Annotated in this window: 17 protein-coding genes and 2 pseudogenes; 11 read left to right on the top strand and 8 right to left on the bottom strand. The window is 64.7% G+C overall.

Annotated features, from left to right (window positions below):
- Positions 1 to 18 precede the first annotated feature (18 nt).
- Positions 19 to 618 carry an HD domain-containing protein gene (locus HYQ63_RS35960; RefSeq protein ID WP_179937890.1) on the top strand — a complete coding sequence of 200 codons (600 nt, stop codon included), beginning with the start codon at positions 19 to 21 and terminating at the stop codon, positions 616 to 618.
- 866 nt (positions 619 to 1,484) lie between these two features.
- Positions 1,485 to 3,581, top strand: a complete 2,097-nt coding sequence (locus HYQ63_RS35955; RefSeq protein ID WP_179937889.1) for a helix-turn-helix transcriptional regulator — start codon at positions 1,485 to 1,487, stop codon at positions 3,579 to 3,581.
- A 41-nt stretch (positions 3,582 to 3,622) separates the two neighbouring features.
- Here HYQ63_RS35955 and HYQ63_RS35950 read toward each other — a convergent pair whose 3' ends face one another.
- Entirely contained in the window at positions 3,623 to 4,450 is an 828-nt protein-coding gene (locus HYQ63_RS35950) for a bifunctional lysozyme/C40 family peptidase (protein ID WP_218929602.1), read from the bottom strand.
- A 186-nt stretch (positions 4,451 to 4,636) separates the two neighbouring features.
- On the opposite strand from HYQ63_RS35950, the gene HYQ63_RS35945 reads away from it, so the two are divergent.
- Positions 4,637 to 5,173, top strand: a complete 537-nt coding sequence (locus HYQ63_RS35945; RefSeq protein ID WP_179937888.1) for a hypothetical protein — start codon at positions 4,637 to 4,639, stop codon at positions 5,171 to 5,173.
- Here the strand turns inward: HYQ63_RS35945 and HYQ63_RS35940 are convergent.
- Complete coding sequence (locus HYQ63_RS35940; protein ID WP_179937887.1) at positions 5,130 to 5,921, bottom strand: IS5 family transposase; 792 nt, start codon at positions 5,919 to 5,921, stop codon at positions 5,130 to 5,132. The genes HYQ63_RS35945 and HYQ63_RS35940 overlap by 44 nt on opposite strands.
- A gap of 824 nt (positions 5,922 to 6,745) precedes the next feature.
- On the opposite strand from HYQ63_RS35940, the pseudogene HYQ63_RS35935 reads away from it, so the two are divergent.
- The 5 genes and pseudogenes from HYQ63_RS35935 to HYQ63_RS35915 all read left to right on the top strand — a co-directional run.
- Positions 6,746 to 6,947: pseudogene (locus tag HYQ63_RS35935) on the top strand (IS5/IS1182 family transposase); the annotation flags it as partial.
- Between the two features lie 557 nt (positions 6,948 to 7,504).
- Positions 7,505 to 8,548: a hypothetical protein gene (locus tag HYQ63_RS35930; RefSeq protein WP_179937885.1), complete on the top strand. Its 1,044-nt coding sequence runs from the start codon at positions 7,505 to 7,507 to the stop codon at positions 8,546 to 8,548.
- Positions 8,466 to 9,935, top strand: coding sequence for a DUF4185 domain-containing protein (locus HYQ63_RS35925; RefSeq protein ID WP_179937884.1), 1,470 nt, complete (start codon positions 8,466 to 8,468; stop codon positions 9,933 to 9,935). Before HYQ63_RS35930 ends, HYQ63_RS35925 begins: the two co-directional genes overlap by 83 nt.
- 18 nt (positions 9,936 to 9,953) lie before the next feature.
- On the top strand, positions 9,954 to 10,634 hold the full coding sequence (locus HYQ63_RS35920) for a hypothetical protein (protein ID WP_179937883.1): 681 nt from the start codon (positions 9,954 to 9,956) through the stop codon (positions 10,632 to 10,634).
- Between the two features lie 1,187 nt (positions 10,635 to 11,821).
- A complete protein-coding gene (locus HYQ63_RS35915) occupies positions 11,822 to 12,085 on the top strand; it encodes a helix-turn-helix transcriptional regulator (protein ID WP_179937882.1) in 264 nt (87 codons plus the stop codon).
- 508 nt (positions 12,086 to 12,593) lie between these two features.
- On the opposite strand, the pseudogene HYQ63_RS45115 reads toward HYQ63_RS35915, so the two are convergent.
- Positions 12,594 to 13,512: pseudogene (locus HYQ63_RS45115) on the bottom strand (IS5 family transposase).
- 433 nt (positions 13,513 to 13,945) lie between these two features.
- Here HYQ63_RS45115 and HYQ63_RS35905 point away from each other — a divergent pair.
- Complete coding sequence (locus tag HYQ63_RS35905; protein WP_179933186.1) at positions 13,946 to 14,428, top strand: hypothetical protein; 483 nt, start codon at positions 13,946 to 13,948, stop codon at positions 14,426 to 14,428.
- Here the strand turns inward: HYQ63_RS35905 and HYQ63_RS35900 are convergent.
- Together HYQ63_RS35900 and HYQ63_RS35895 are read right to left on the bottom strand one after the other, a co-directional pair.
- On the bottom strand, positions 14,394 to 15,176 hold the full coding sequence (locus HYQ63_RS35900) for an IS5 family transposase (RefSeq protein ID WP_257232356.1): 783 nt from the start codon (positions 15,174 to 15,176) through the stop codon (positions 14,394 to 14,396). The genes HYQ63_RS35905 and HYQ63_RS35900 overlap by 35 nt on opposite strands.
- A 207-nt stretch (positions 15,177 to 15,383) precedes the next feature.
- Positions 15,384 to 16,436 (bottom strand): hypothetical protein, encoded by a 1,053-nt coding sequence (locus tag HYQ63_RS35895; protein ID WP_179937880.1) that lies wholly within the window; start codon positions 16,434 to 16,436, stop codon positions 15,384 to 15,386.
- Positions 16,437 to 17,191: 755 nt separating this feature from the next.
- On the opposite strand from HYQ63_RS35895, the gene HYQ63_RS35890 reads away from it, so the two are divergent.
- Entirely contained in the window at positions 17,192 to 18,079 is an 888-nt protein-coding gene (locus HYQ63_RS35890; protein ID WP_257232691.1) for a DUF1648 domain-containing protein, read from the top strand.
- A gap of 1 nt (position 18,080) precedes the next feature.
- Positions 18,081 to 18,437: a GntR family transcriptional regulator gene (locus HYQ63_RS35885; protein WP_179937878.1), complete on the top strand. Its 357-nt coding sequence runs from the start codon at positions 18,081 to 18,083 to the stop codon at positions 18,435 to 18,437.
- Here HYQ63_RS35885 and HYQ63_RS35880 read toward each other — a convergent pair.
- The 3 genes from HYQ63_RS35880 to HYQ63_RS35870 all read right to left on the bottom strand — a co-directional run bounded on the left by HYQ63_RS35880 (position 18,350) and on the right by HYQ63_RS35870 (position 20,616).
- Positions 18,350 to 19,312, bottom strand: coding sequence for a sporulation-delaying protein SdpB family protein (locus HYQ63_RS35880; protein WP_179937877.1), 963 nt, complete (start codon positions 19,310 to 19,312; stop codon positions 18,350 to 18,352). The two genes, HYQ63_RS35885 and HYQ63_RS35880, sit on opposite strands and share 88 nt — an antisense overlap.
- Positions 19,306 to 19,908, bottom strand: coding sequence for an SdpA family antimicrobial peptide system protein (locus HYQ63_RS35875; protein WP_179937876.1), 603 nt, complete (start codon positions 19,906 to 19,908; stop codon positions 19,306 to 19,308). Before HYQ63_RS35875 ends, HYQ63_RS35880 begins: the two co-directional genes overlap by 7 nt.
- Positions 19,909 to 19,989: 81 nt before the next feature.
- Positions 19,990 to 20,616 (bottom strand): hypothetical protein, encoded by a 627-nt coding sequence (locus HYQ63_RS35870; protein WP_179937875.1) that lies wholly within the window; start codon positions 20,614 to 20,616, stop codon positions 19,990 to 19,992.
- Positions 20,617 to 21,173: the final 557 nt, after the last annotated feature.

Here is a 21,173-nt window from a genome sequence, read left to right as displayed (position 1 = left end):
CTGCCGTATCCTCCCTGTGTGGCAACGGTCGATCGTGAATGGGCTTATACGCTGGCGGGCGAGCTGCTGGAGGAGAGCCTGCCGCGTAGATGGGCGCATACGCAGGGAGTTGCGGTTCGCGCTCAGATGCTGGCGCCGCTGGTCGGTAGCAGCGCCGAGATTCTGGAGTCTGCGGCCGTGCTGCACGACATCGGGTACGCGTCGGCGCTTGTCGATACCGGGTTTCATCCGCTTGATGGTGCGCGGTACCTCCGGGACGTGCACGTGCTGGACGAGCGCGTCGTCCGGCTGGTGGCGAACCACACGTACGCGTTGCTGGAGGCCGAAGAGCGCAGGCTCCAGGAGGAGTTGGCCGCCGAGTTCCCGCTTCTCGACGACCCGCTGCTCGTAGACGCACTCGTCTACTGCGATATGACCACGACGCCGGACGGTGGGCGGACCACGTTGCAGGAGCGGCTGGACGAGATTCTGGGGCGCTACGGGGAGGACAGTGTCGTGGGGCGTTTCATCCGCAGGGCGACGCCGTGCATCCACGCGAGCGTGGATCGGGTGCGGGCGGCTGCGGCCGGCGTCGACGGACGGACGGGTAGGCGATCTCGGCGATCTGGTGTGTGGTGAGGACTTTGTGCTCGTAGAGCATGCGGGCCAGCCAACGGTCCCGGTCAGTGAGATGTGCGGCGAGCCGGGCGATGTATTCGCCGGTGGCCGCGGCACGCTGGCTGAGGCGTTTGGGACGGTGGGCGCGCAGAGAGCGTTGAGAAGTGGGATTGGTGATCACGGTGAAGATGCACCTCCGGACAACGGGGCGAGCCGCACAGGCGTGACGACAGGACATGTTGAGGCGGTCGGCTTGACCTCGCGGCGAGCTGTCTTTGGCCTGTGAGGGCTTCTGATGATGGAGAAGGTGTTGCGAGGGCAATCCCGGGGCTTTGTTCGGCCGTGGATCGTGTCCGATGAACTGTCGGGCCGGGACACGTGCTGTGAGGGGTGCTCAAAATGCTGCATCCAGGCATCCAGTGGGAGTGTCTACCGCAGGAAGCATCGACTCGGGTATGACTTGCTTCTGGCGCTCCGGGACTGGAACGAGGTCGACGTGTGGCCACGGCTGCACAGGGTCCTGCTTGCCAACCTCGGCGGCACAATCCCTACCTCATCAACCAACCGGCCAGTGCATCCCAGTCAGGGCACCAGCAAGTGTCCCGGCTGCGGCAGACAAGACGATCAGCAGCCGTACCGGACGCTGACGGAGACTGATGTGCAGTGAGCCGATTCGGATCTCCAAGTAGGGCACCTGGACTTGTTGCATTCCGTGCTTAAACGGGCACGCCTCGGGCTGTCGAAGGCATGTCGAGGTGGTCACGGAGAAATCGGTCGGGCTGTGAGGCTGGTCACCACTGCTGTGCAGGGACACGGGCCGTCTCCTTGAGGTGTTCGTGTGTGTGACACCGCTGAATCTCCCTCGACCGACGTACAGAAAGGTTCAGGTGAACAAGAATGAACACCACGGACTTCAACAGGAACGGAGGATTTGGGCCGTGGGTGGCGAGATATCGGGAGATCCGGAGGCTGCGCTCGAGGAGCTGCGGAACCGGCTGAGGACCTCCATGGCTGAGCGTCGGCTGCAACAAAAGGACCTGATGGCGCGCACCGGGCTGTCGCGTACGACCATCAGTCAAGCCTTGAGCCCTGAGGCGCCTGCTCCAACTCGTTCAACTGTGATCCGCCTGGCGCAAGCTGTGAAGATCACTGGTAGAGAGATGGAGGTCCTGCTCGACCTGCTTAACATGGCCAGAGACGAAGCTCCGGCCTCCCCTAAACGGCATCGCTATCGCAACACACACGCGGCACCCATCGTTGAGTGTGATCCATACGACAAGAGAGTGCACCCTGCCGTTGACTCCTCTGATCCCCTGATACCGCGGGGCCGGGCGGCGCCTTTGACCTCTTACGTGTTGCGCGCACACGATGCGGCGCTTGCCGAGGTCGTACGCGAAGCACGTGCCGGGGCTAGTCGGCTGATGGTGCTAGTGGGCAGTTCCTCGACTGGCAAGACCCGCGCGTGCTGGGAAGCCATCCAACCCCTCGTAGAGGAGGGGTGGATGCTGTGGGATCCGTTTGCCCTTGAAGGCGCGGATGAAGTCATCAATCAATTGGGACATGTCGGACCACGCACGGTTGTATGGCTCGACGAGGCTCAGAACTACATGGGTACCGCCGAGACTGGGGAACGGGTCGCTGCCGCGCTGCATGTAGCCCTCACGGATTCGCGGCGTGCGCCGGTGTTGGTGCTGGGCACATTGTGGGAGGAAGATGCTGGAACCTACCTCTTGCCGCGTATGCCAGCTCAACGGGATGCGCGCCGTCGAGTGCGGCAACTGCTCGAAGGTCGTACGGTCACGGTGCCGCCCACTTTTAGTGCCAAAGAGGTTAAGGCGGCGGAAGACACCGGCGACAAGCGCATGCAAGAGGCTGTGACGCGCACGGCGAATGGCAGAGCTAGTAGCCTTGACGGACTGCCAATCGTCCAGTTCCTAGCGGGCGCACCAGGGTTGGTGCGCCGCTATCTGCAAGCATCTGCACCAGTTCGATCGGTGCTGGAGGTGGCGATGGACGCTTTTCGTCTAGCCCGCGAGCCCGTTTCGTACTTCGACCCACCGGCGAGAGAAGTTCCTCTGAAACTATTGGGCGCCGGTGCCTGCGACTATTTCCTCGACCACGAGTTTAATCAGCTTCCCGAGGCGTGGATAGGGAGGGCCTTGGCTGATGCAGGCCGACCGGTCCATGGTGACTTGGCCCCGCTCAGTCGTGTCAAACCCCGTCCTGGGAGAAGCATGTGGCTACATGATGAAAGTCCGATCTACCGATTGGCGGACTATCTTGAGCAGCGGACCATCACGGACCGGGCGCGAGTCTGTCCACCGGAATCGTTTTGGCAAGCCGCCTATGACCATCTCCCTCCGGCTCAACTGGCGGGACTGGGTGAGGCAGCCTACTTCCGACACCGACTTCGCTGGGCCGACCGACTGTGGCAGAAGGCGGCGACTGACGGCAGCACGCACATCTTGATCCGGCTCGCGCATCTGCGAGTCATGGTCGAGGACTTCCGTGGCGCGGAAAGCCTCCTTGAACAAGCCGCAAACGCTGGTGATCTGGAGGCCTGTGGCCTGCTCATGAGCGTTCAGGTCCCCGAACCAAGTTATATGCAAGCAGACTTGCGTTTTTTGGAGAACTTCGATTATCGCTATGATTCCGACGAGGGTCCCGCTTTCGGATTTTGGAGTCAGTTTGGCCTCGATGAAGCTGTATTGTCTCGATGGGAGCCTAGTTACCGAGCCGAAGTCGAAAACGGTGACCCTCGGGAACTGGTTCGTTTAGCCACCTTGCGAGAACTGCTTGGGGATCAATGTGGTGCCGAGGAAGTTGCACGACAAGCGGCCGATGCCGGATATTCAATCGCTATCCGCGAACTTGAGTGGATGCGAACGCCAGGTGGACATCTCGCATTGGGGGCGGGGGGCGAGGTGAAACGGCTGTGGCGCTATGGCTTGGATGCTGACGGGACTCCTTCTGCTCCGTGGTAACGGATGTCAAGGCATAATTGAGGCCGTCCACACGGTAACTGTTAATGACCAGAGATATTTCCCGCACCGACGCTGGCAAGTCGTCGAGAAGCCGACAGCTGTGATGCAGCCCTAACGGCGGAGGCCGAAATTGCTGGTCGGGTCGCACCGGCGTAGTCGTCGCCTTCGTAGCGATAGGGTGCGATCTTGATTTTTTCGCCGAAGTTCGGTGCGTTGATCATCTGGCCGTCGCCGATGTAGAGGCCGACGTGGTGAATGCCCCCCTGAGGGTTGCCGTAGAAGACGAGAGCGCCAGACATCAGCGGCTGACCTTTGCCGACCTGGGGGCCGGTCCGGAACTGCTCTTCGGCTGTGCGTGACAGGGCAACGCCTGCGGCGGCGTAGGCAGCCTTGGTCAGTCCCGAGCAGTCGAATCCCGTATCCCCATCTACTGGGCCGTTGCCTCCCCATACGTACGGGAGCCCAAGCTGGCCTTGCGCGTAGTTGATCGCTTCGTGGGCGGAGGGATTTGCCTTCGCCGTGCCGCCGAGGCTTGAGGTGCTCTGGTAGTCCTGCGCCTGAGCGAGGACTTTCGAGACGTACCACTCGGCGGGGTTGTAGGTGAGGATTGCCTGGTGAAGGTTGCGCCCGTCTCGGGCGCCGGAGTCGCAGAGGTAGGCGACTGCCGTGTAGATCGCGTCGCGTGGGTGGTAGGGCGAGGGGGCTCGTGTTCCCCGCTGCGGTATCGGGTGCTTGGCGGTTATCGCGTCGAAGGTCGGCCGAAGGAACTGCATTGGACCCTCGGCCCCCTTGTCGTTGGAGCCACTGCGTACCCCCGGCAGGGTGGATCGGCCGTGGTCGGTCTCGATCTTGCCGATGGCAGCCGGCACCGACCAGTCCAGCCCGGGACAGGTTGTCGCAGCTTGCTGATAGAGCGCGAGATAGCTGGGCGGTATGTCGGTAAGAAGCTGTTGTCTTTCCGGACTTGAGGGCTGCGTTTTCGCTGGTCAGGAGTAGGGGCGGTGATTCCGTGGGAGTCGTGACCTGTCATGTCGTCGCTCCCCGGGAGGTTGCGGATGCCGTCGGTTGTCGGACTGCTGGAACAGCACGAGCTCGCAGCTCGCTGTCGGGTCGACGGGCTGCGTGAGGAGGCCGACCGTATCCAGGCCGAGCTGGCGGTGGCCGAGCTGGAGTGGCAGGAGTGGGTGATCGCCCGCAGGCGGGTCGATGCGGTGCTGGTTCCGGACTGCGGCAGCACCGCCGACACGGAGGACGTCGCGGATCCGCGGGCTGTAGGCGGGCCGCCGACGTCCCGGGATGCGGCGAAGCCGAAATCGCAGGTGCCGGTGTGGCGTGAGGGGCTGGCCTGGGCGGTGCTGTCGGTGGACTACCAGCGCATCCTCACCGCGCTCGCGGACCGGGTCCGGCTCCATCAAGGGCCGCTGACCTGCCAGGAGTTGGCCGTGTTGTTCGGTCTGGACGCGGTGCCGGCCAAGGTGGAGGCACTGCGGTCGAAGGCGAAACGCCTGGTCGCGCGGGGCTGGCTGGCCGAGCCCGCGCCGGGACGGTTCATGCTCGCGCAGGGTGTGGCCGGGCCAGGCGTCGGGTCATGAGCAGGGTCGTCGACCAGTAGATCATCGCCTCGGCGCTGGTGGTGCGGCGTTCGTAGTCGCGGGCCAGGCGGCGAGTGCGCATCAGATGGGCGAAGAGACGCTCGACGATCCACCGCTTGGGCAGGACCACGAAGCCACGCATGTCGTCACTGCGCTTGACGATCGCGAGGACCAGCGCGAGCGTGGCCAGGCAGTACTCGACGAGGGGGCCGCTGCAGCCGCCGTCGGCCCAGACCAGGGCAAGGCGATGGTGCGCGTCGGACACCCGTTCAAGCAGGATCCGGGCGGCGGCGCGGTCGCCGGTGTCCGCGGCGGTGACCATCACCCCCAGCAGCAGGCCGAGGGTGTCGACCACGACGTGCCGCTTGCGCCCGTTGATCAGTTTGCCGCCGTCGAAGCCACGGCTGTCCGATCCGACGACGGCGTCCGCCTTGACGGACTGCGAGTCGATCACGCCGGCCGTCGGCTGCGCATCCCGCCCCTCCCTCTCGCGGATCCCCGATCGCAGTCTGTCGTGGAACTCCTTGACCAGGGCGTGGTCGCGCCAGCGGCGGAAGAATGCGTATGCCCGGTCCCATGGCGGGAAGTCGGCGGGCATCGCCCGCCACTTGATGCCGTTGTCGACGAGGTAGCGGATCGCGTCCAGTATCTGCCGGTGGCAGTACGCCTCCGGCTGCCCGCCCCGGCCGCGCAGCCAGCCGGGCACCGGCAGCAGCGGCCGGACCACGGCCCACTCCGCGTCCGTCATGTCCGAGGGATAACGCCGAACACGTTCCGGGTGATCGGCCGCGTTTCCGAACCGGTGAGCGGCACAATCACACCTCGGTGCGGCCGAGTTGAACTCCACTGGCGTGAGCACGTAGAACTGCGGCAACAGGGTCTCCTGGATCTCGGTTGGCTTCGCAACCCCGAGCTACCAAGAGGCCCTGCCTTCATGCCCGCGACCAGCTGCGATCACCCGATCGAGACTCCCGTTCGACGCCCACCCCTCAAGAGATCGGAACGACAACAGCTACTTAGAACGCTGATTCCCAGGCTGCGCCCTGCCAGGGCGAGCAGCGCGCAGGAATGGAGGCCAGGGCGCGGCCGGACAGGAGTGTCCTGACCGGCCGCAGCGCCTACTCCCAGGGCTATGAGCCAGTTGGGTGGCGCCGCTGATGGGTGGATGTATCGAGCCGGACGGACGTGCAGTCCGGTGAGCCTTCGGCGTGGAGCCAGCAGCTTACTTGTGTTGATCTCTGCCCCACGGCGGACGGAAGCGTAATGCCCTGCCCAACGTCGTCCGAGTCTGCCGTTTCGTCTGGTGATGCGTTCCGGCCGGGTGTTTGCCTTGGTCCCCCGCAGCGCCCGCCTGCCGTGCCGTTGGGAGGGGCGGGTGGTTCCTGATGCGCATCAATGTTTCGTCGGGCAGTTCGACCTGCATGAGCAGCCGCTGGCAGCCGCGCAGTTCAACGAATATGCGCCAGGCCGGGATCGTCGCTCGTGTGTGCCTTCGTCGGGGGGCCGCTGCTGCGCTGTAGGTGAGTGGATCAACACCGGTGGTTGGCTACCGCCTACAGCCGCGTGCGCCCGATCCTCGCCACGTACGGGCGAACAAACCTGTTGCTGCGTCAACTCACGTTGCCGTTTGGGGTGCCCAAGTTCCCGGCCGACCGCATCATCGACCGCCTCGGACGCACGCTCGCCCTCCAGCAGCGCAAGTGGTTCCGCAAGGGCGCCGTGCTGATCGAGGACGGCGCCCTGGCCCACCCGGGACCACACCGTCGCCGAGCGGTTGTGACGTCGATGCACGCGAGGCCCCGCGACCCTTTGCTGAGCCCTCTCGGCCAGCTGACCAGTTGATTGCCAGACCCGAGGTAACCGGAATGATCACTACCTCAAGGAATACTCAACTCCATTAGCACTTCACAGCGAACTGATCCATTTTCCTTTCTCCATTGGCATGTACGTGCTAATCTCGTCCCGCTCGGAAGAGTCGGACATGCCGGTTTGTATCCGCATCAAGTCGCCCTTTGCGGTATTGCATCAGGTAGTTCTGCTTGGGCAAAAACACCAGTTAGCACGATCAGCCTCAAGAGGTTGAGGGGCGCCCTCCCTGGCCGTTGGGCGCCCCTCACACCCCACGTATCGACCCTGTCTGGAGGCGTAGTGAGGCGTACTAAGAAGATAGCGCGCTGGAGACGCGCAGCATACGGAGCGTTCGGTTCGAAAGCGCTGCCGCTACTTACGGCCGGCGCACTACTCCTGAGCGCGGGAGCGACTCAGGCCGAAACCCTCGAGCAAGGGCCGGCGGCAACAAAAACTGAGGTGCAGGCCCCGAGTACGGGCGAGGTGCAGTCCCCGAGTACGGGCACGGATGGCAAAGAGGTCGCACCGGTACCGGTATCGCTCGACGTCAAGGGCACCGTTGCACTCACGGGCCGTGTACGTGATGACGTTCGGCTGGAGGAGGCGCGCATCGATGTCTGGGCGCGGCCGAACGAAGACGTCCAGAAGAAGCTCAAACCAGGCGACACGGTACCTCGCTTCCACTTGCCGCGGTCGGCAGTGGCGGCAGAAGGTGACGAGTTCGCTGTCATCCTCGACCGGAAAACCCTGAAGAAGCAGTTCGTTTGGGAAGGGGATATTGCTCAGCTGGAGATCGAGATTGCCGATCCGAAGACTGGCAAAATGACCTTCACTACTGCTTCGGTACGATCCATCGGGGACGACCTAAGTGGACGAAAGTGGGTAGACCCGCTGGAACACCCACTATCGGAGGCCCAGCCTCGAATCTCGGCGGTGAAACCGGTCCTTCTTGACGTCACCCTGAAGCAAGCGCCCAGCACGCTCGACGCTGACATTGACCGCTGTGGAACCCAAGAGGTGGAGAAGGAGTGGGACGCCTGGGCGGATATTGGTGAAACTTTCCCCGTCGACGACGGGGGAGGCGGCATGAAGTTTACCGAGGGATCCACCGCGAAGTTCAGCGTCGCCGTGAACCTTGATTTCCCGACTGGGAGCTGGTCCGACGAGAGCAGCTCGACCATTACGTCTGAGAAGACATACGAATGGCCGGCGTGGGGAGCAGCCGCTGGTGACGATGTCGGAAAACCGCGCAAGTATCAGGTAGAGGTTCGGTACCAACTCATAAAATGCAGCGTTCCCCCGTACAATCAGAGATCCTGGCATGTATTGTACCCGAGCGCGTACACAGGTCCAGCGAGGCATCAGATCGTAGATCGACCGGATTGGATTGGCAGCGACTTCACGAATTGCGGTCCAGTGACGGCATCGCTATGGAGTAGATCCAATGGCGAGGGGGGGCTCACAGGGGAACACCTGGAAATCCTCCAAGGGAATCACGGAGCTAGGCGGCTGGGCGGGCGGCTTTGACCTGAAGGTCGAGCGGGAATGGTCCAAAGACTCCACGATCACCTACAAAATGGGTGGAGCGGACGGCGCTAACTGGCTTTGCGGATCGGATGAAAAGCCAGGGCTTGCCAGTAAGGTCGGCCAGTTCTCAAAGATCCTGCCAAAGGATTGCTCCAGCACGAGAACGCCGGTCGCGACTGCTGTGGAGAGAGAGGCGGCTCCGGAGAAGACGTTCAACAATTACGCGAAGGACACTCCTAACGGGTGGACGGGTGGTGATTCGACCTACTCGGTGCGTTTGCCGGACGGGAGAATCCTATGGCTGTACTCGGATACCTTCCTCGGGCCCCTCAACTCGAACGGGACTCGGCCGACTAGCGCCCCGCTGGTGAACAATACGTTCGTGATCCAGAACGGTAGTTCACTCTCGACGGTCCAGGGAGGGACAACCAGTTCCCCGGCCGCGATCATGCCACCGCCGGCGACATCCACGGCGGACCACCCGCGGTGGTACTGGCTCGGCGATGGAATGATTGGGAAGGTCGAAAACGAAAATCACCTCCAAGTGATATATCACCAGTGGGAAAAGTTTGGTCCCGGCGGCTGGGATTTCGGGATGGAGAAGGTAGTTGTCGCGACCTTCGCACTGAACAACCTGAAGAGCCCGAAATCGGTGAAAGAGATACCGGTTTCGTCCAACCGGGGGAGCCGTATCCAGTGGGGTGCCGCAGTCATGCCCGCATCCATGAGCGGTGACGGATATACGTACATCTACGGCATCGACGACGCGCCGACGAACAAGGCGCTCAGGATTGCGCGCGTGAAGGGTAGCGACCTGTCGCAAGTCGATAAATGGGTGTACTATAATGCAGATCGCCAAGCGTGGATGCCGGACTGGGAGGATGGCACTAACTCCACAGTCGGGGTCGCGAACGAATTCAGCGTCACGAAATGGGACGAAGGAAACGCATTCGTCCTGATCAGCCAAGACAGCCTCGATGCCTTCAGCGGCAAGATCCGCATCTGGTCCAACTGTCAGCCATGGGCTTTTGGGCGTGTTCCGGGGCAAGATGTTCTCACTGAGATGCCTGAAGTTGGCCTATTTGGCAGCTATGGTGACAAGAACATCTTCGCGTATAATGCGCATGCTCATCCCACCCTGGCCTCTGGTGGCCGCTGGACTCTCTCCTACAACGTCAACAGCTTCGACTCAACCGTTGGGGCCCAAGGGGCGCACTACCGAGATCCGAGCATCTACAGGCCGAGGTTCGTTTCGTTCAAACTGGTTCCGTCCGGTTCGGATCTTTCGCGGCTCAAGTTCGATGTCGGAAAGGGGAGCGCCGAGGTATCGCGCGAGCGAGGCGTCGGCGAACCGCCGTGTACGACCTGTCGAGGTATTCCCCGGTAACGAGTGAGGAGCGGTTCGATGTTCCATGAGATGGCCCGCCAATGCGTGTCCCCTTTACGTCGTTGGCGGGCCATCCGCCCAATCCCCCGTAGCGCGTTGGTCGCGTGCGCGGGTGCACTCGTACTCTTCACGACAGCCGCGGATACGCCACGGTCCACCGTTGAGATCCTAAGCGCCCAGAATGCCGGCGGCTACGTCGTGATGAGCGAACCCAGCATCCACCCTTGGGCGGGGACGTTTGGCTCCTACCTGCTGTGCGTGGAAGGCGAACATACGGTCACCATCAAGCGAGTGCGCTACGAAACCCCGGTTCGTCCACTCGATGTTGATCTACTGCTGCGGGAAGTGGACACAGATGCGAGCGTGCTTGTGTCGATACAGGGGAAACCACCAGGGTTCACAGACCTGGAGAGCGGTGCGCGCCATGAGGTAGCCGGTAAACTCCAGCCGTTGCGCGCAGACCACGCTATCGAGCGGCCTTGTGGAAGTCCAAGGTATGGTCGCGGATTCACCGAACTCCTCTTTATCGTCAAGGTCGATCAGAGAGGCGGGGTGGTCGATCAGATGCGAATCGACTATGTGATCGACGGACACGCAAACGAACACACGCTAGAGCTGGAAGGGAAGATCGTTCTGTGCGGCGACGCCGTTGGGGATGTGGGCGCCCAGCCCTATTGCGACGAGACTCGACCACGCTGACATGATTGGGAAGCCGCTCGCCTGCCACCGTGCAACCTCCAAAGCTGACTCTCCTCTTGTTGTCAGTGGTGGAGGGGATCATCGGGTTCCGGGGGCCCCGGAGGCCCTCCTCTGACCGGCGCCCCGATGATGGAGAGGGGTGCGTCCCCCCGCAGATCCCTCCGAATACGGCAAAGGGGCAGTCCGCCCTCGTTGAGATGACTACGGAGCTTTTCGGACGATCGGTCAGGACAGCCCCCGCGACCTGACCCTGCTCCAGTTCAACCACTACCTGGTCCTCAAAGGGCTGACCGACACTTTCAAGGGCGGCGTCAGCACCCAGGGCCTTCAACCGCCACCTCAGCTGCCACCGGGCCTCGCACGACACCTACCGCAGCGAGTTCATCCTGCCCTCCCTCCCGCTCACCCAGGCCCTCCTGCGTGTGATGGACCAGGTCCTGGATCCCATCGGATAGGCCGCTCTGCTCCCGCAGATACACAACAGGCGGATTCGTCGGCACGGGAAGCGTTCTCGGTCGTCGGCGGAAGCGGGCCCATCCCAGGTCCGGCACCGCGGCGAGGTGTCCGTCTCACAGTGCCTCTACCCACTCGACGGGCTCACACGTGAGGTCCGCAACGGCCTCACCTTCGGGCGCCCGTACATGGCGGACGGCCGCGTCCTGTGGGGGTTCGGGGACGGTGGCAGCGCAGGGGATCGCTGCGGCGCACGCAGCGCAGGCATCCACAAGGTGCCAGGTAAGGCCATGGTCCGCCCGGATCAGCAAGAGCCGCAGCGGAACCGGAACAAGGCCTCTGGCGCCCGTGCCATACACAGGCTCCTTCCCGGCACTGGCAAGTACGCAGGTACGCCGGCAGCCGAGACTCGACGAGATGGCTCGCGAGATGCCGGCGGACCTGCACGACCCCATCAGCGCCCACGGCCACGAACGGCTGCGGGCAGGTACTGCACGTCAGTACGGGCCGCCCCGCCGAACTGCTGATCGTGACGGTCCAGGCGCGTGCGGACAGGGCCATGGACATCGGTCCCTCCAAGCCGTGAGCGGTCAGCCGCCGACCCTGCGTCCGGGCGGCTCCGGGCGCGGACACCGTAGTGCAGACCCCTGCCCTGCTGGAGCTGGTCCGTACTGACACAAATAGGGCAGCGGTCTGCACTGTCAGGGCAGGGGTCTGCACCGTCGGATGGATCCGTGACGATCACCCCGCCGCCGGAGCCCGACCCGACGGCACTCAGGCACTCTCTCGCTCGCCTGCGTGCGCACCGCGGGTGGAGTTATGACGAGCTTGCCGCGCACAGCGGTCTCTCTCGCCGGACCCTGATCGAGATCGAGCAGGGCCGCACGATCGGCACGTTGGCCACGTGGCACGCCCTCGCCCACGCCTTCTCCATCCCGCTGGGTGAGCTCCTGGATCCGCTGTGCACGGGGCACGAACCTCCGATGTCCGACGCCTGAGCGCAGCCGCCCGTCGGCCACCCGAACGTGGTGACGCTCTCGCACACGCGTCCTGGATTCGGATTCTTGTCGCCGTCTTGTCACCGCATCGGGCGGACCGGGCGGCGCGTACCTAAGAAGCCGTTGTCTTTCCGAGCGTGACGGGTGCGTTTCTGCTGGTCAGGTGTAGGTGGGGTGTTTCGGCGGCAGGGACGAGGTGTCGTGTCGTCCTCTTCGGTGGAGGTGCCGGGATGCCGTCGGTGATGGGGTTGCTGGAGGAGCGGGAACGCGCCGCTCGGGAGCGGGTGGAGGTTCTCCAGGCCGAACTGCAGGAGGCCGAGGCTGTGTGGCAGCGGTTCGTGATCGCCCGTGAGACGGTGGGCGAGGTTCTGGCGGAGCCTCGCGGCGGCGCGGATGCGCCGTCGGCCGCGGTGGCCGGCGGAGAGTCGGTGCAGGTCACGGCGGCTGTGCCCGGTTCGGTGGTGCCGCACTGGCGGGAAGGGCTCGCCCCGACGGTTCTCGCGCCGGACTACCAGCGGATCATGGATGTCCTGGCAGATGGGGCGGAACCGGCAGGGGAGCGATGGACTGCCGTCAACTCGCGGTGTCCTCGGGCTGGAGCCCGTCCCCGCGAAGGTCGAAGGGTGCGGTCGAAGGCGAAGCGCCTGACCGCGCGGGGTGGCTGGCGGAGGAAGATCCGGGACTGTTCAGCGTGCCCGTCGCACGTACGGCTCATGACCATGCTCATCGACCACCGGATCACCGCTTCCGAGGTGTCGGTGCGCGTCTCGTAGTCGCGGGCCAGGCGGCGTGAATGCATCAGCCAGGCGAACGTGCGCTCCACCAGCCACCTCTTGGGCAGCACGGTGAAACCGCTGGAGTCGTCGCTGCGTCTGACCACGGTCAACGCGACGCGCAGGACCTCGCGGGCGAAGTCGACGAGCCGCCCGGTGTAGCCGCCGTCGGCCCACACCCGCGTAACACGCCAGTGCCGCTCGTGCAGGCGGGCCAGCAGAGTCTGGCCCGCGTCCCGGTCGGTGACCGAGGCCGCGGTCACCATCACGGCCAGCAGCAGTCCGAGTGTCCACCAGGATGTGCCGCTTACGGCCGTTGACCTTCTTCCCGCCATCGAATCCCCTGGTCGCGGCAGGCACCGATGCGGCTCCCCTCACGGACTGCGCGTCGATGATGCCGACCGTCGGCTCCGGGTCCCGGCCCGCATCCTTGCGGACCCGGTCGCGCAGCCGGTCGTGGAACTCGGCAGTCAGGCCCTTGTCGCGCCAGCGCCGGAAGAAGGCATAGACGCGGTCCCACGCGGGGAAGTCCGCGGGCATCGCCCGCCAGGTGATGCCGCCCGCGACCAGGTAACGCACCGCGTCGACCATCTGCCGGTGGCAATAGCGCTCCGGCTGGCCGCCGCGGCCCTCCAGCCAGCCGGGAACCGGCATCGCCTCGCGTACGACCGCCCACTCCGCGTCGCTCATGTCGGACGGATACCTCGGATGCCTGTACGGCCGGTCCCCTGCGTTCCCGAACCGGTGAGCGAGACAATCACACTTCAGAAAAGCCGAGTTAGACCACACTGGCACGGACACGGAAGACTGCAGCACCAGGGGCCTCCTGTTGCTCGGCTGGATTCGACACCCACGAGCTGTGCGGGAGGCCCTGCCTTCATGCGCAGCCAGCCAAGAGATCACCCGACCGAGTCGACGACCTCGAACTCACGCTCACCAAGATCGATAGAGCAACGGCTTCTCAGTACATCTGTAAGAAGCCGTTGTCTTTCCGAGCGTGACTGCTGCGTTTGTGCTGGCCAGGCATAGTCCGTTTCTCGTGCGGCAGTGATGGCGTGTCGTGTTGTCTCCTCGGTGGAGGTGCCGTGTGCCGTCGGTGATGGGGTTGCTGGAGGAACGCGAGCGTGCTGCCCAGCAGCGGGTGGAGGTTCTTCAGGCCGAGTTGCGGGAAGCGGAGGCCGCGTTGGAGCGGTTCGTGATCGCTCGTGAGACGGTCGGGCAGGTCCTGGCGGAGCCGAGCGGCCGCGGGGATGCACCGGTGACCGTGTCTGATGGGCGAGAGCGGCCGGTCGTGGGTGCGGTGCCCGGCTCGGTGGTGCCGGTGTGGAGGGAAGGACTCGATGTCGGCGTACTGGCGCCGGACTATCGGCGGATCATGGCCATCGTGGCCGACCAGGGCGGGGAGGCGGTGGACTGTCGGCAGCTCGCTGCGGCACTCGGTCTGGCGGTAGTCCCGGCGAAAGTCGAGGGGGTGCGGTCGAAGGTCAAGCGCCTGGCCGCGCGGGGCTGGCTGGCCGAGACGGTGCCGGGCAGGTTCAGTGAGGCTGCCGGGCCAGGCGGCGGCTCATGACCATGCTCATCGACCACCAGATCATCGCCTCCGCGCTGTCGGTGCGGCTCTCGTAGTCGCGGGCCAGGCGGCGGGAGCGCATCAGCCACGCGAACGTGCGCTCGACCAGCCATCTCTTGGGCAGCACGGTGAACCCGGAGGCACCGTCACTGCGTTTGACCACCGTCAGCGCGATCTGCCAGAGGCTGCGGGCGACGTCGACCAGCGGCCCGGTGTAACCGCCGTCGGCCCACACCCTGGCCACGCGCCAATGCCTGTGCCGCAGCCGGGCCAGCAGGACCCGGCCCGCGTCCCGGTCGGTGACCGACGCTGCCGTGACCATCACGGCCAGCAGCAGCCCGAGAGTGTCGACCACGATGTGCCGCTTGCGCCCGTTGACCTTCTTGCCGCCATCGAAGCCCCGGCTGGCGGTCGGCACCGACGCGGCGGCTTTCACCGACTGCGCGTCGATGACCGCGGCCGTCGGCTCCGCGTCCCGTCCCCCGGCCTCGCGGACCCGGTCACGCAGCCGGTCGTGGAACTCGCTGATCAGGCCGTTGTCCCGCCAGCGCCGCCAGAAGGCGTAGACGCGGTCCCAGGCGGGGAAATCGCCAGGCATCGCCCGCCACGTGATGCCGCCGGCCACGAGGTAGCGGATGGCGTCGATCATCTGCCGGTGACAGTAGCCCTCCGGCTGCCCGCCCCTGCCCTCCAGCCATCCCGGCACCGGCAGCAAGCCCCGCACCTCGGCCCACTCGGCGTCCGTCATGTCCGACGGATACCGAGGCCGTCTGTCCGAACGATCCCCCGCATTGCCGTACACGTGCGCGAGGCAATCACACGACCGAGCAACCGAGTTGGACGACGAGGACAACGGAACGCAAGACTGCGGCACAGGGCCTCCTGACGCTCGAAGGACTTCAGCAATCCCGAGCTGGGCAGGAGGCCCTGCTTTCATGCCTGCTTCGGCTGGAGATCACCCAACCGAGTCACTGCACTCGAACCAGTGATCACCGTGATCGATAGGGCAACGGCTTCTCAGTTCCTGCCAGAGCCAGGGGCCTGCGGCAAGGCACTCGGCGACTCCGATAGCAGGATCCGCCTGCGCAGCCTGCGCTACGCGCGGGTCCTGCGACATACGAGCCCTCTGACGTTCGGCCACGCTCCAGCGCCGGTCGAGTACGAGCGACCGCATCTGGCGCACCACGTCCGAGCGGCGCCAATATTCGTACGCCGCTCCGTCAAGGGTGGCGAGGACAGTGGTCCCAGAGCGGAGGACCTTCCTGAGCCCGCTGGCAATGAGACCGCAACCGTGATCGAGATAGCGGTGGAGTTCGTCGAGCCACAGCACGCACGGCTCGGCTGCCGTCATGATGCCTTCGGCCAGCTGGGGCACCTCGGCAGGGTCTGCGGGGCGCACGAAGCAGTGGTCCGGCAACTCCTCTCGCAGGGCTTCATAAAGAGTCCGGGTCTTGCCCGCAACGGAATCTCCCAGAATTACCACCGCCCCGCCCGACTCCCCCGCTTGGCGGAGCCAGGCGCGTAGGACCGGATCGATATCGCGTGGGACATAGGCGGGAACCTCTCCGCCCTCAGCCACGGGAACTCCAGCATCGACAGGCCCGGTATCCGCCACACGGGGCCACACATGCGACTGCGATTGTGGGGCTTGGAACAGTCTTCCTATAGCCGGGTTCTCGACTGCTTTGCTGTTCAGCCAGCGCAAGCCGTGACACTCCAGCGAAAACGGATAGGTTTCACGCAGACTGTCGAACCAGTCCCACTCGCCTGGAGTGAAATCGAGCGGCACGACAAGGGTCCAGCATGTCGGCACGTTTCGTGCCGCACGGTCTAGCGATTTCCGCACCTGACGGCGCCTGGCAGGGCTCAACCGACCTGTGAAGCTCTTAATCTGAAAGACGTGGCGCTTACCATCGGGTAGCAGTCGGACGGCGTCCTCTCCACGGTCCCCACCTGAACCATCCACATGCCGCAAGCCGGAATAGACCATGCCGAGGAGGATGGCCACCCCCTCCTCGAACCTCTGTCGGTCCCCAGCAAGTGCTTCCCAGCGTGACTGTCCGCCCATACACGGAGTGTGCTGCCTTCATGTCGGCAAGGCACGGGGTTCGCTCGTCTTGGGCTTGATGCCAGCCCCAAGGTGAGTACGACAACGCTGCAAGAGCTCACCTTTGGCCAGGGCTGATCCGTCCGTGGCCAAGGCTTGCTGGCCCTTCAACACTCCCGTCTCATTTCTTACCACTACGGGACGATTACCCCGTACTGCTCAAACTGAACGGCACGGGCATGCTGCCGCTGCGTCGGGGGGCGATGACCGCCGAGTTGGTGCCGTGTCGCCAAGGTGATGGAGAGCGAAGTCGTGGACGCGGTGGAGATCTCGAGGGTGCACTACGAGTCGTGGCCGAGCATGGTCCTGGGCCCCTACAAGGGCTTCATCCGGGGCCAGGTCACCGAGGGCTCAGGAGCGTCGGCAGCGCATGGCGTTGCGCGCCCCCCCGTCGTCGAACGTGTCACCCTGTGGACGCGCCCATGGTGCACGCGGCCGCTGACTTCTTCCGGAAACCGCCCTCATTCTCGCCACGGGTGTGACCGAAACGCGGCAGGCGACATCGGGGGGCGGAAGGTATTCTCCAATTATGCTAGTTGTACTCGAATAATCTCGTTCGAGGAGGCGGAGTGCATCACCCTGACCAGAGTTCTCGTGTACATCAGCCGGACCTGCTGCGGTGGTTAGCCGGCCTCCCTTGTCTGATAGCTGCGTTGGTGGTGGCGGTGGTCTTCATCGTGTCGTGGCCGAACCTGCCGGATTCGATGGCTGTGCACTTCAACGGGGGAGGTGAGGCCAACCGCTCCGCGTCTCCAGTTGAGTTGCTGCTGATCTCGGAGCTGACGCTGCTCGCCCTCGGCACGGGGCTGTCCCGGAGCGCGGTGCGAGGGTCGCTCACTCTACGGACGCTCTACGCCACTTCCGCAGCCTCGGCTGCCAGCCTGGGATATCTGTTCACCGTGGCGGTCCTGGTGAACAACGGAGCAGCCGCGGCTGACAAGGTGCAGATGCCCTTGTGGCATCTGGCCGTCGCGGCGGGATTGGCTGTGGCTGCGGTTGCCGGAGTGGGTGCCTTGATGCCGCGAGCATGTCCCGCGGTTACGGGCCAGCCGTCGGCCTCTGGTTCCGTGGGCCTGCGGCAGGGTGAGAAGGCCGTATGGGTGCGCGGTATCGGCGCGCGATGGTTGACAGCCGTCGGAGTGCTGGGGGCTGTCGCCGCCGTGGCCGCGGGCCTCCTCGGCTGGGGCCCTGGTCTGTGGCTGTGGCCGGTGGGACTACTGGTCGCGGCGCTGGCCGGCGCCCGGGTGATCGTCGACGGGGACGGGCTGACCATTCGTCCACCGCTGCTCCGCACACCACGGATCCACATCCCGCTGGAGCGGATCGACAAGGTATGGACCGGGGAAGTTCGACCGCTGTCAGACCTCGGAGGCTGGGGCTACCGGGTCACCAAGGGCAGGCGCGGACTGGCGCTGCGTTCCGGGCAGGCAGTGTGGCTGGAGCTGACAGGAGGCAATCAGTTCGTCGTGGTCGTGGACGACGCAGCAACGGCGGCCGGGCTGCTGGGCGATCTCCTGGTCAGGAACAAGCAGCAGGACCGTTGAGATGCTCATCCGTGTCGACACCGGGTCGGCTGTCCCGCTGGCGGAGCAGGTCGCCGCCGCCGTACGCCGGGCTCTGGCCGAGGGCGCCCTATGTCCTGGCGACCGGCTGCCTGCCGCCCGCGAAGTGGCGAAGTTGCTTGAGATCAACATCCATACCGTCCTGCGCGGCTACCAACAGCTACGCGAAGAAGGACTGATCGACCTCCGGCGCGGCCGAGGAGCCATCGTCGTCGCCGCTCCGGCGCAAGCGCGGCTGCGGGAGGCCGCCGCTCAGCTCGTGGCTGCCGCGCGGGAGGCCGGCTTTTCACAGTCCAGGGTCGTCTCCTTGCTGCGGGACTGCTGGAAGGAGGGGCCATGACCGGCCGGTTCACGCTTGCGCAATTCCCCGCCCAGGGGCAGGCACAGCAGCAGAATTCCTGCCCACATAGCCAGCGCGAAGCTCCACAGGCCCATCATCACGGCGATACACAGATGGAAGCCCACCCCGGCCATCAGCAATACGTAGCGCGCCCGCTGCGATACCAGCAGCGTCGCCGCCAAGGAGATCTCGATGAACAAGGGAATCCAGGTCAGCGCCGCGACGCCGATCGGATTGGCGAGTACGGGACCGACCAGCGGCCGCAGCCATCCGGATACCCCGAAGGCTAGGCTATTGCCCCAGTACCACATGCCGGTGCCATCCGCCCATTCCGTATGCGGCAACTTCGACACGCACGCCTGGAAATACACGAAGGACATCTGCAATCGCACAACGACCAGGGCGCTTGTCCCTGCCAGCAGCAGCCAGGGCGGATGCTGCGGGGCCGAGTCTGCGGCATTCCAGTGCCACCGTCGGCGGTCGCCGAGAGCGGGAAGAGTCAACAGAAGGGTGAGCACGGCGGTCATCTGATCGCCCCCGTCACCGATCGCAATGCCAGTGAAGACGCTGAAGCTGATGTACGCGTGAGGAAGCGCGGTCAGACGCGGCCGCCAGCCGCTGATCACCACGAGCAGGACCGCCACGCAGACCCACCGCATTGAGTCCAGGTCGTCACCCGACACGAGGCAGAAAGCGCCACCGGCCTCGATGCCGCGACATGTGGGGTGGTCGCCCTGGAATGCGACCGGACGAAACAACGTCGCGGCGTTGCTGAACGCAAGCGTGAGAAGGGTACCGAGCGCCAAGAGGGTACGGGCGAAGCCGTAGACGTTCGTCCAGGGAGAGGGGAGATGTGCCGGCGTGCGGCTCAGCATGTGACATCCAGGACGGTGAGGCGGTCAGGGGTGTGGGGGGCATCCATGAGGTTGCGCCAGGCGAACGGCACGGGCTTCTGCTCCACGAGCGCGACTCGGCCGCACAAGGTCGGCTCAGGCTCGCGGTTGGCGACCTTGCCGGGTGCTTTCGCGCTGCCCAGGCACGCCGACAGGTCGCGGTCGCATTTCGTCCAACGCAGCCCTTCGGCCTCTGCGAGCAGTAACGCCATCTCGATGCCCTGGGAGCGCGAGCGGCGGTTCAAGCCGAATGCGTTGTGCGGGGCACCGTGCGGGGCCATCAACCGGTCCTCCCAGACACCGTCACGCAGAACGAAGGGCTGCAGCTCGCTGCCACGCGGCGATTTGGTGAAGAAACTCCAGCCCTGGGGCGCCACCCGATTGACGGTGGCGGCCGCGGAGTCTTGCCCAGGCAGCGTGAGGGCGTTCCCCGGCAGATGCGTCTGAATTACGTAAAGCGCAGGCAGTAGCCAGGCCACGGCGGCCAGCATCACCCAGCGCCGGGAGATTCCGACGGTGGAACGCGGGCTCTCCACCGTCAGCAGTAGTCGGTCCTGCCGGTCCTTCTGCCTCGGCATACTGCGTGTCCTTTCAACTCGCCCGGGGCCGACGGTGCGGCAGGCAGCCGGAGAGGTGCCTGCCGCATCGTGTTGAGTCCGTTAGATGGTGCGCAGTTGCTCGGTGAACGCCGCGATCTGCTCGTCGCTCGCCGGGCCGGTGGAGTCGGCAGACGCTGACCACCAAAGGTTCAGCTCGAGCACCACGTTCGCCTGGGTGGCTGCGTTGATTCCCGCAACCACATTGACGAATGCGCCAACATTCACGGTGACCAGGCAGGTGCCGCTTGCGGTGCCATCTTCGGATTCCACCTTGGCGACCTTGTCGACCTCGGCCGCACCGGCTTCGACGGCGTCCTTGACCCGGAACGGGTTGCCGCTGCGGACATCCGCGGAGAACGTGGCGAAGAACTCGGGAGATGCTTTGTCTATCGCGGCCGTGAGTTCCGTTATCGCCTTTAGTGCTTCAGGGGTGCCATTCTTCTCCAATTGGCCGGAGCGATCCCCGATGAAGGCGTCGCTCGCCAGGAGCTTCTCGCCGACCGTTCCCTGGCCGAAGTACAGGCCGGTGAACAGCATCTTGCCGTCCGCGCGGGCATCGCCCACGGCCACCGGAGCCGATGCCTTCACAGCCGATCTAGCGGGCGCGCCAGCCGCATTTGCAGCCGTGATCGCACCACCGATCAGGAGTGAGCCCGCAGCCACGGAGACTAAAATGGCTCTCTTCACGTCGCGTACCTCTCTTCTCGTGTGCCCGCCTTGCCCGACGACGTCAGCGGGATGCTCAGTAAGGGCAGTGGTTTCGGATCACCACCAGGCAGGACCGGGTGGCGGGCGCAGCACGCGAGCGCATCAGCGTTCCACGGCAGGAGCCCACCGCAGCGACCTCAGTAGTCACCTGGCGCTCACAAGCTGTCACACGAACGTCACATACACATGGACTGGAATAAGTCCCACCGCTTATCAGGGACAAAGGACGGCATATAGGAGTGAATCGGCATACCGGTAGTCAGATGCTGCCCGTTCACTCACCGCAATCAAGCTCTCAGCCGACTGAATCTTTACGGTTTATGGTGGATCTCGGATGCATGCACCTCTTAGTCGCATCTTTTCGGACAGCTCGAGCGTCGGCCTGGGATGCATAGAGAGCGCTTACCACGCATTTCCGCTAACTCGCCGCGAGCGCAGGGGGGCAGGTTGTCTCAGAAGCTGCGCATCGGAGGTTGGCCGGGCCGCCGTTGAGCGGTGGCCCCGCTACCCGCGCAACTGGTCGAGCGTGCCCACGG

The organism is Streptomyces sp. Rer75 (assembly GCF_013414305.1).
GTDB lineage: Bacteria > Actinomycetota > Actinomycetes > Streptomycetales > Streptomycetaceae > Streptomyces > Streptomyces himastatinicus.
Note: the sequence above shows the minus strand (reverse complement) of the source record. Positions and strands in the feature narration are given on the sequence as shown.

Excerpts from the sequence above, each read along its gene's own strand:
- HYQ63_RS35900 (WP_257232356.1), bottom strand. The coding sequence starts at position 15,176 with ATGACGGACGCCGAGTGGGCCGAGGTGCGGGGCTTGCTGCCGGTGCCG.
- HYQ63_RS35945 (WP_179937888.1), top strand. The coding sequence starts at position 4,637 with ATGCCGTCGGTTGTCGGACTGCTGGAACAGCACGAGCTCGCAGCTCGC.
- HYQ63_RS35925 (WP_179937884.1), top strand. The coding sequence starts at position 8,466 with ATGGCGAGGGGGGGCTCACAGGGGAACACCTGGAAATCCTCCAAGGGA.
- HYQ63_RS35920 (WP_179937883.1), top strand. The coding sequence starts at position 9,954 with ATGTTCCATGAGATGGCCCGCCAATGCGTGTCCCCTTTACGTCGTTGG.
- HYQ63_RS35880 (WP_179937877.1), bottom strand. The coding sequence starts at position 19,312 with ATGCTGAGCCGCACGCCGGCACATCTCCCCTCTCCCTGGACGAACGTC.
- HYQ63_RS35875 (WP_179937876.1), bottom strand. The coding sequence starts at position 19,908 with ATGCCGAGGCAGAAGGACCGGCAGGACCGACTACTGCTGACGGTGGAG.
- HYQ63_RS35940 (WP_179937887.1), bottom strand. The coding sequence starts at position 5,921 with ATGACGGACGCGGAGTGGGCCGTGGTCCGGCCGCTGCTGCCGGTGCCC.
- HYQ63_RS35885 (WP_179937878.1), top strand. The coding sequence starts at position 18,081 with ATGCTCATCCGTGTCGACACCGGGTCGGCTGTCCCGCTGGCGGAGCAG.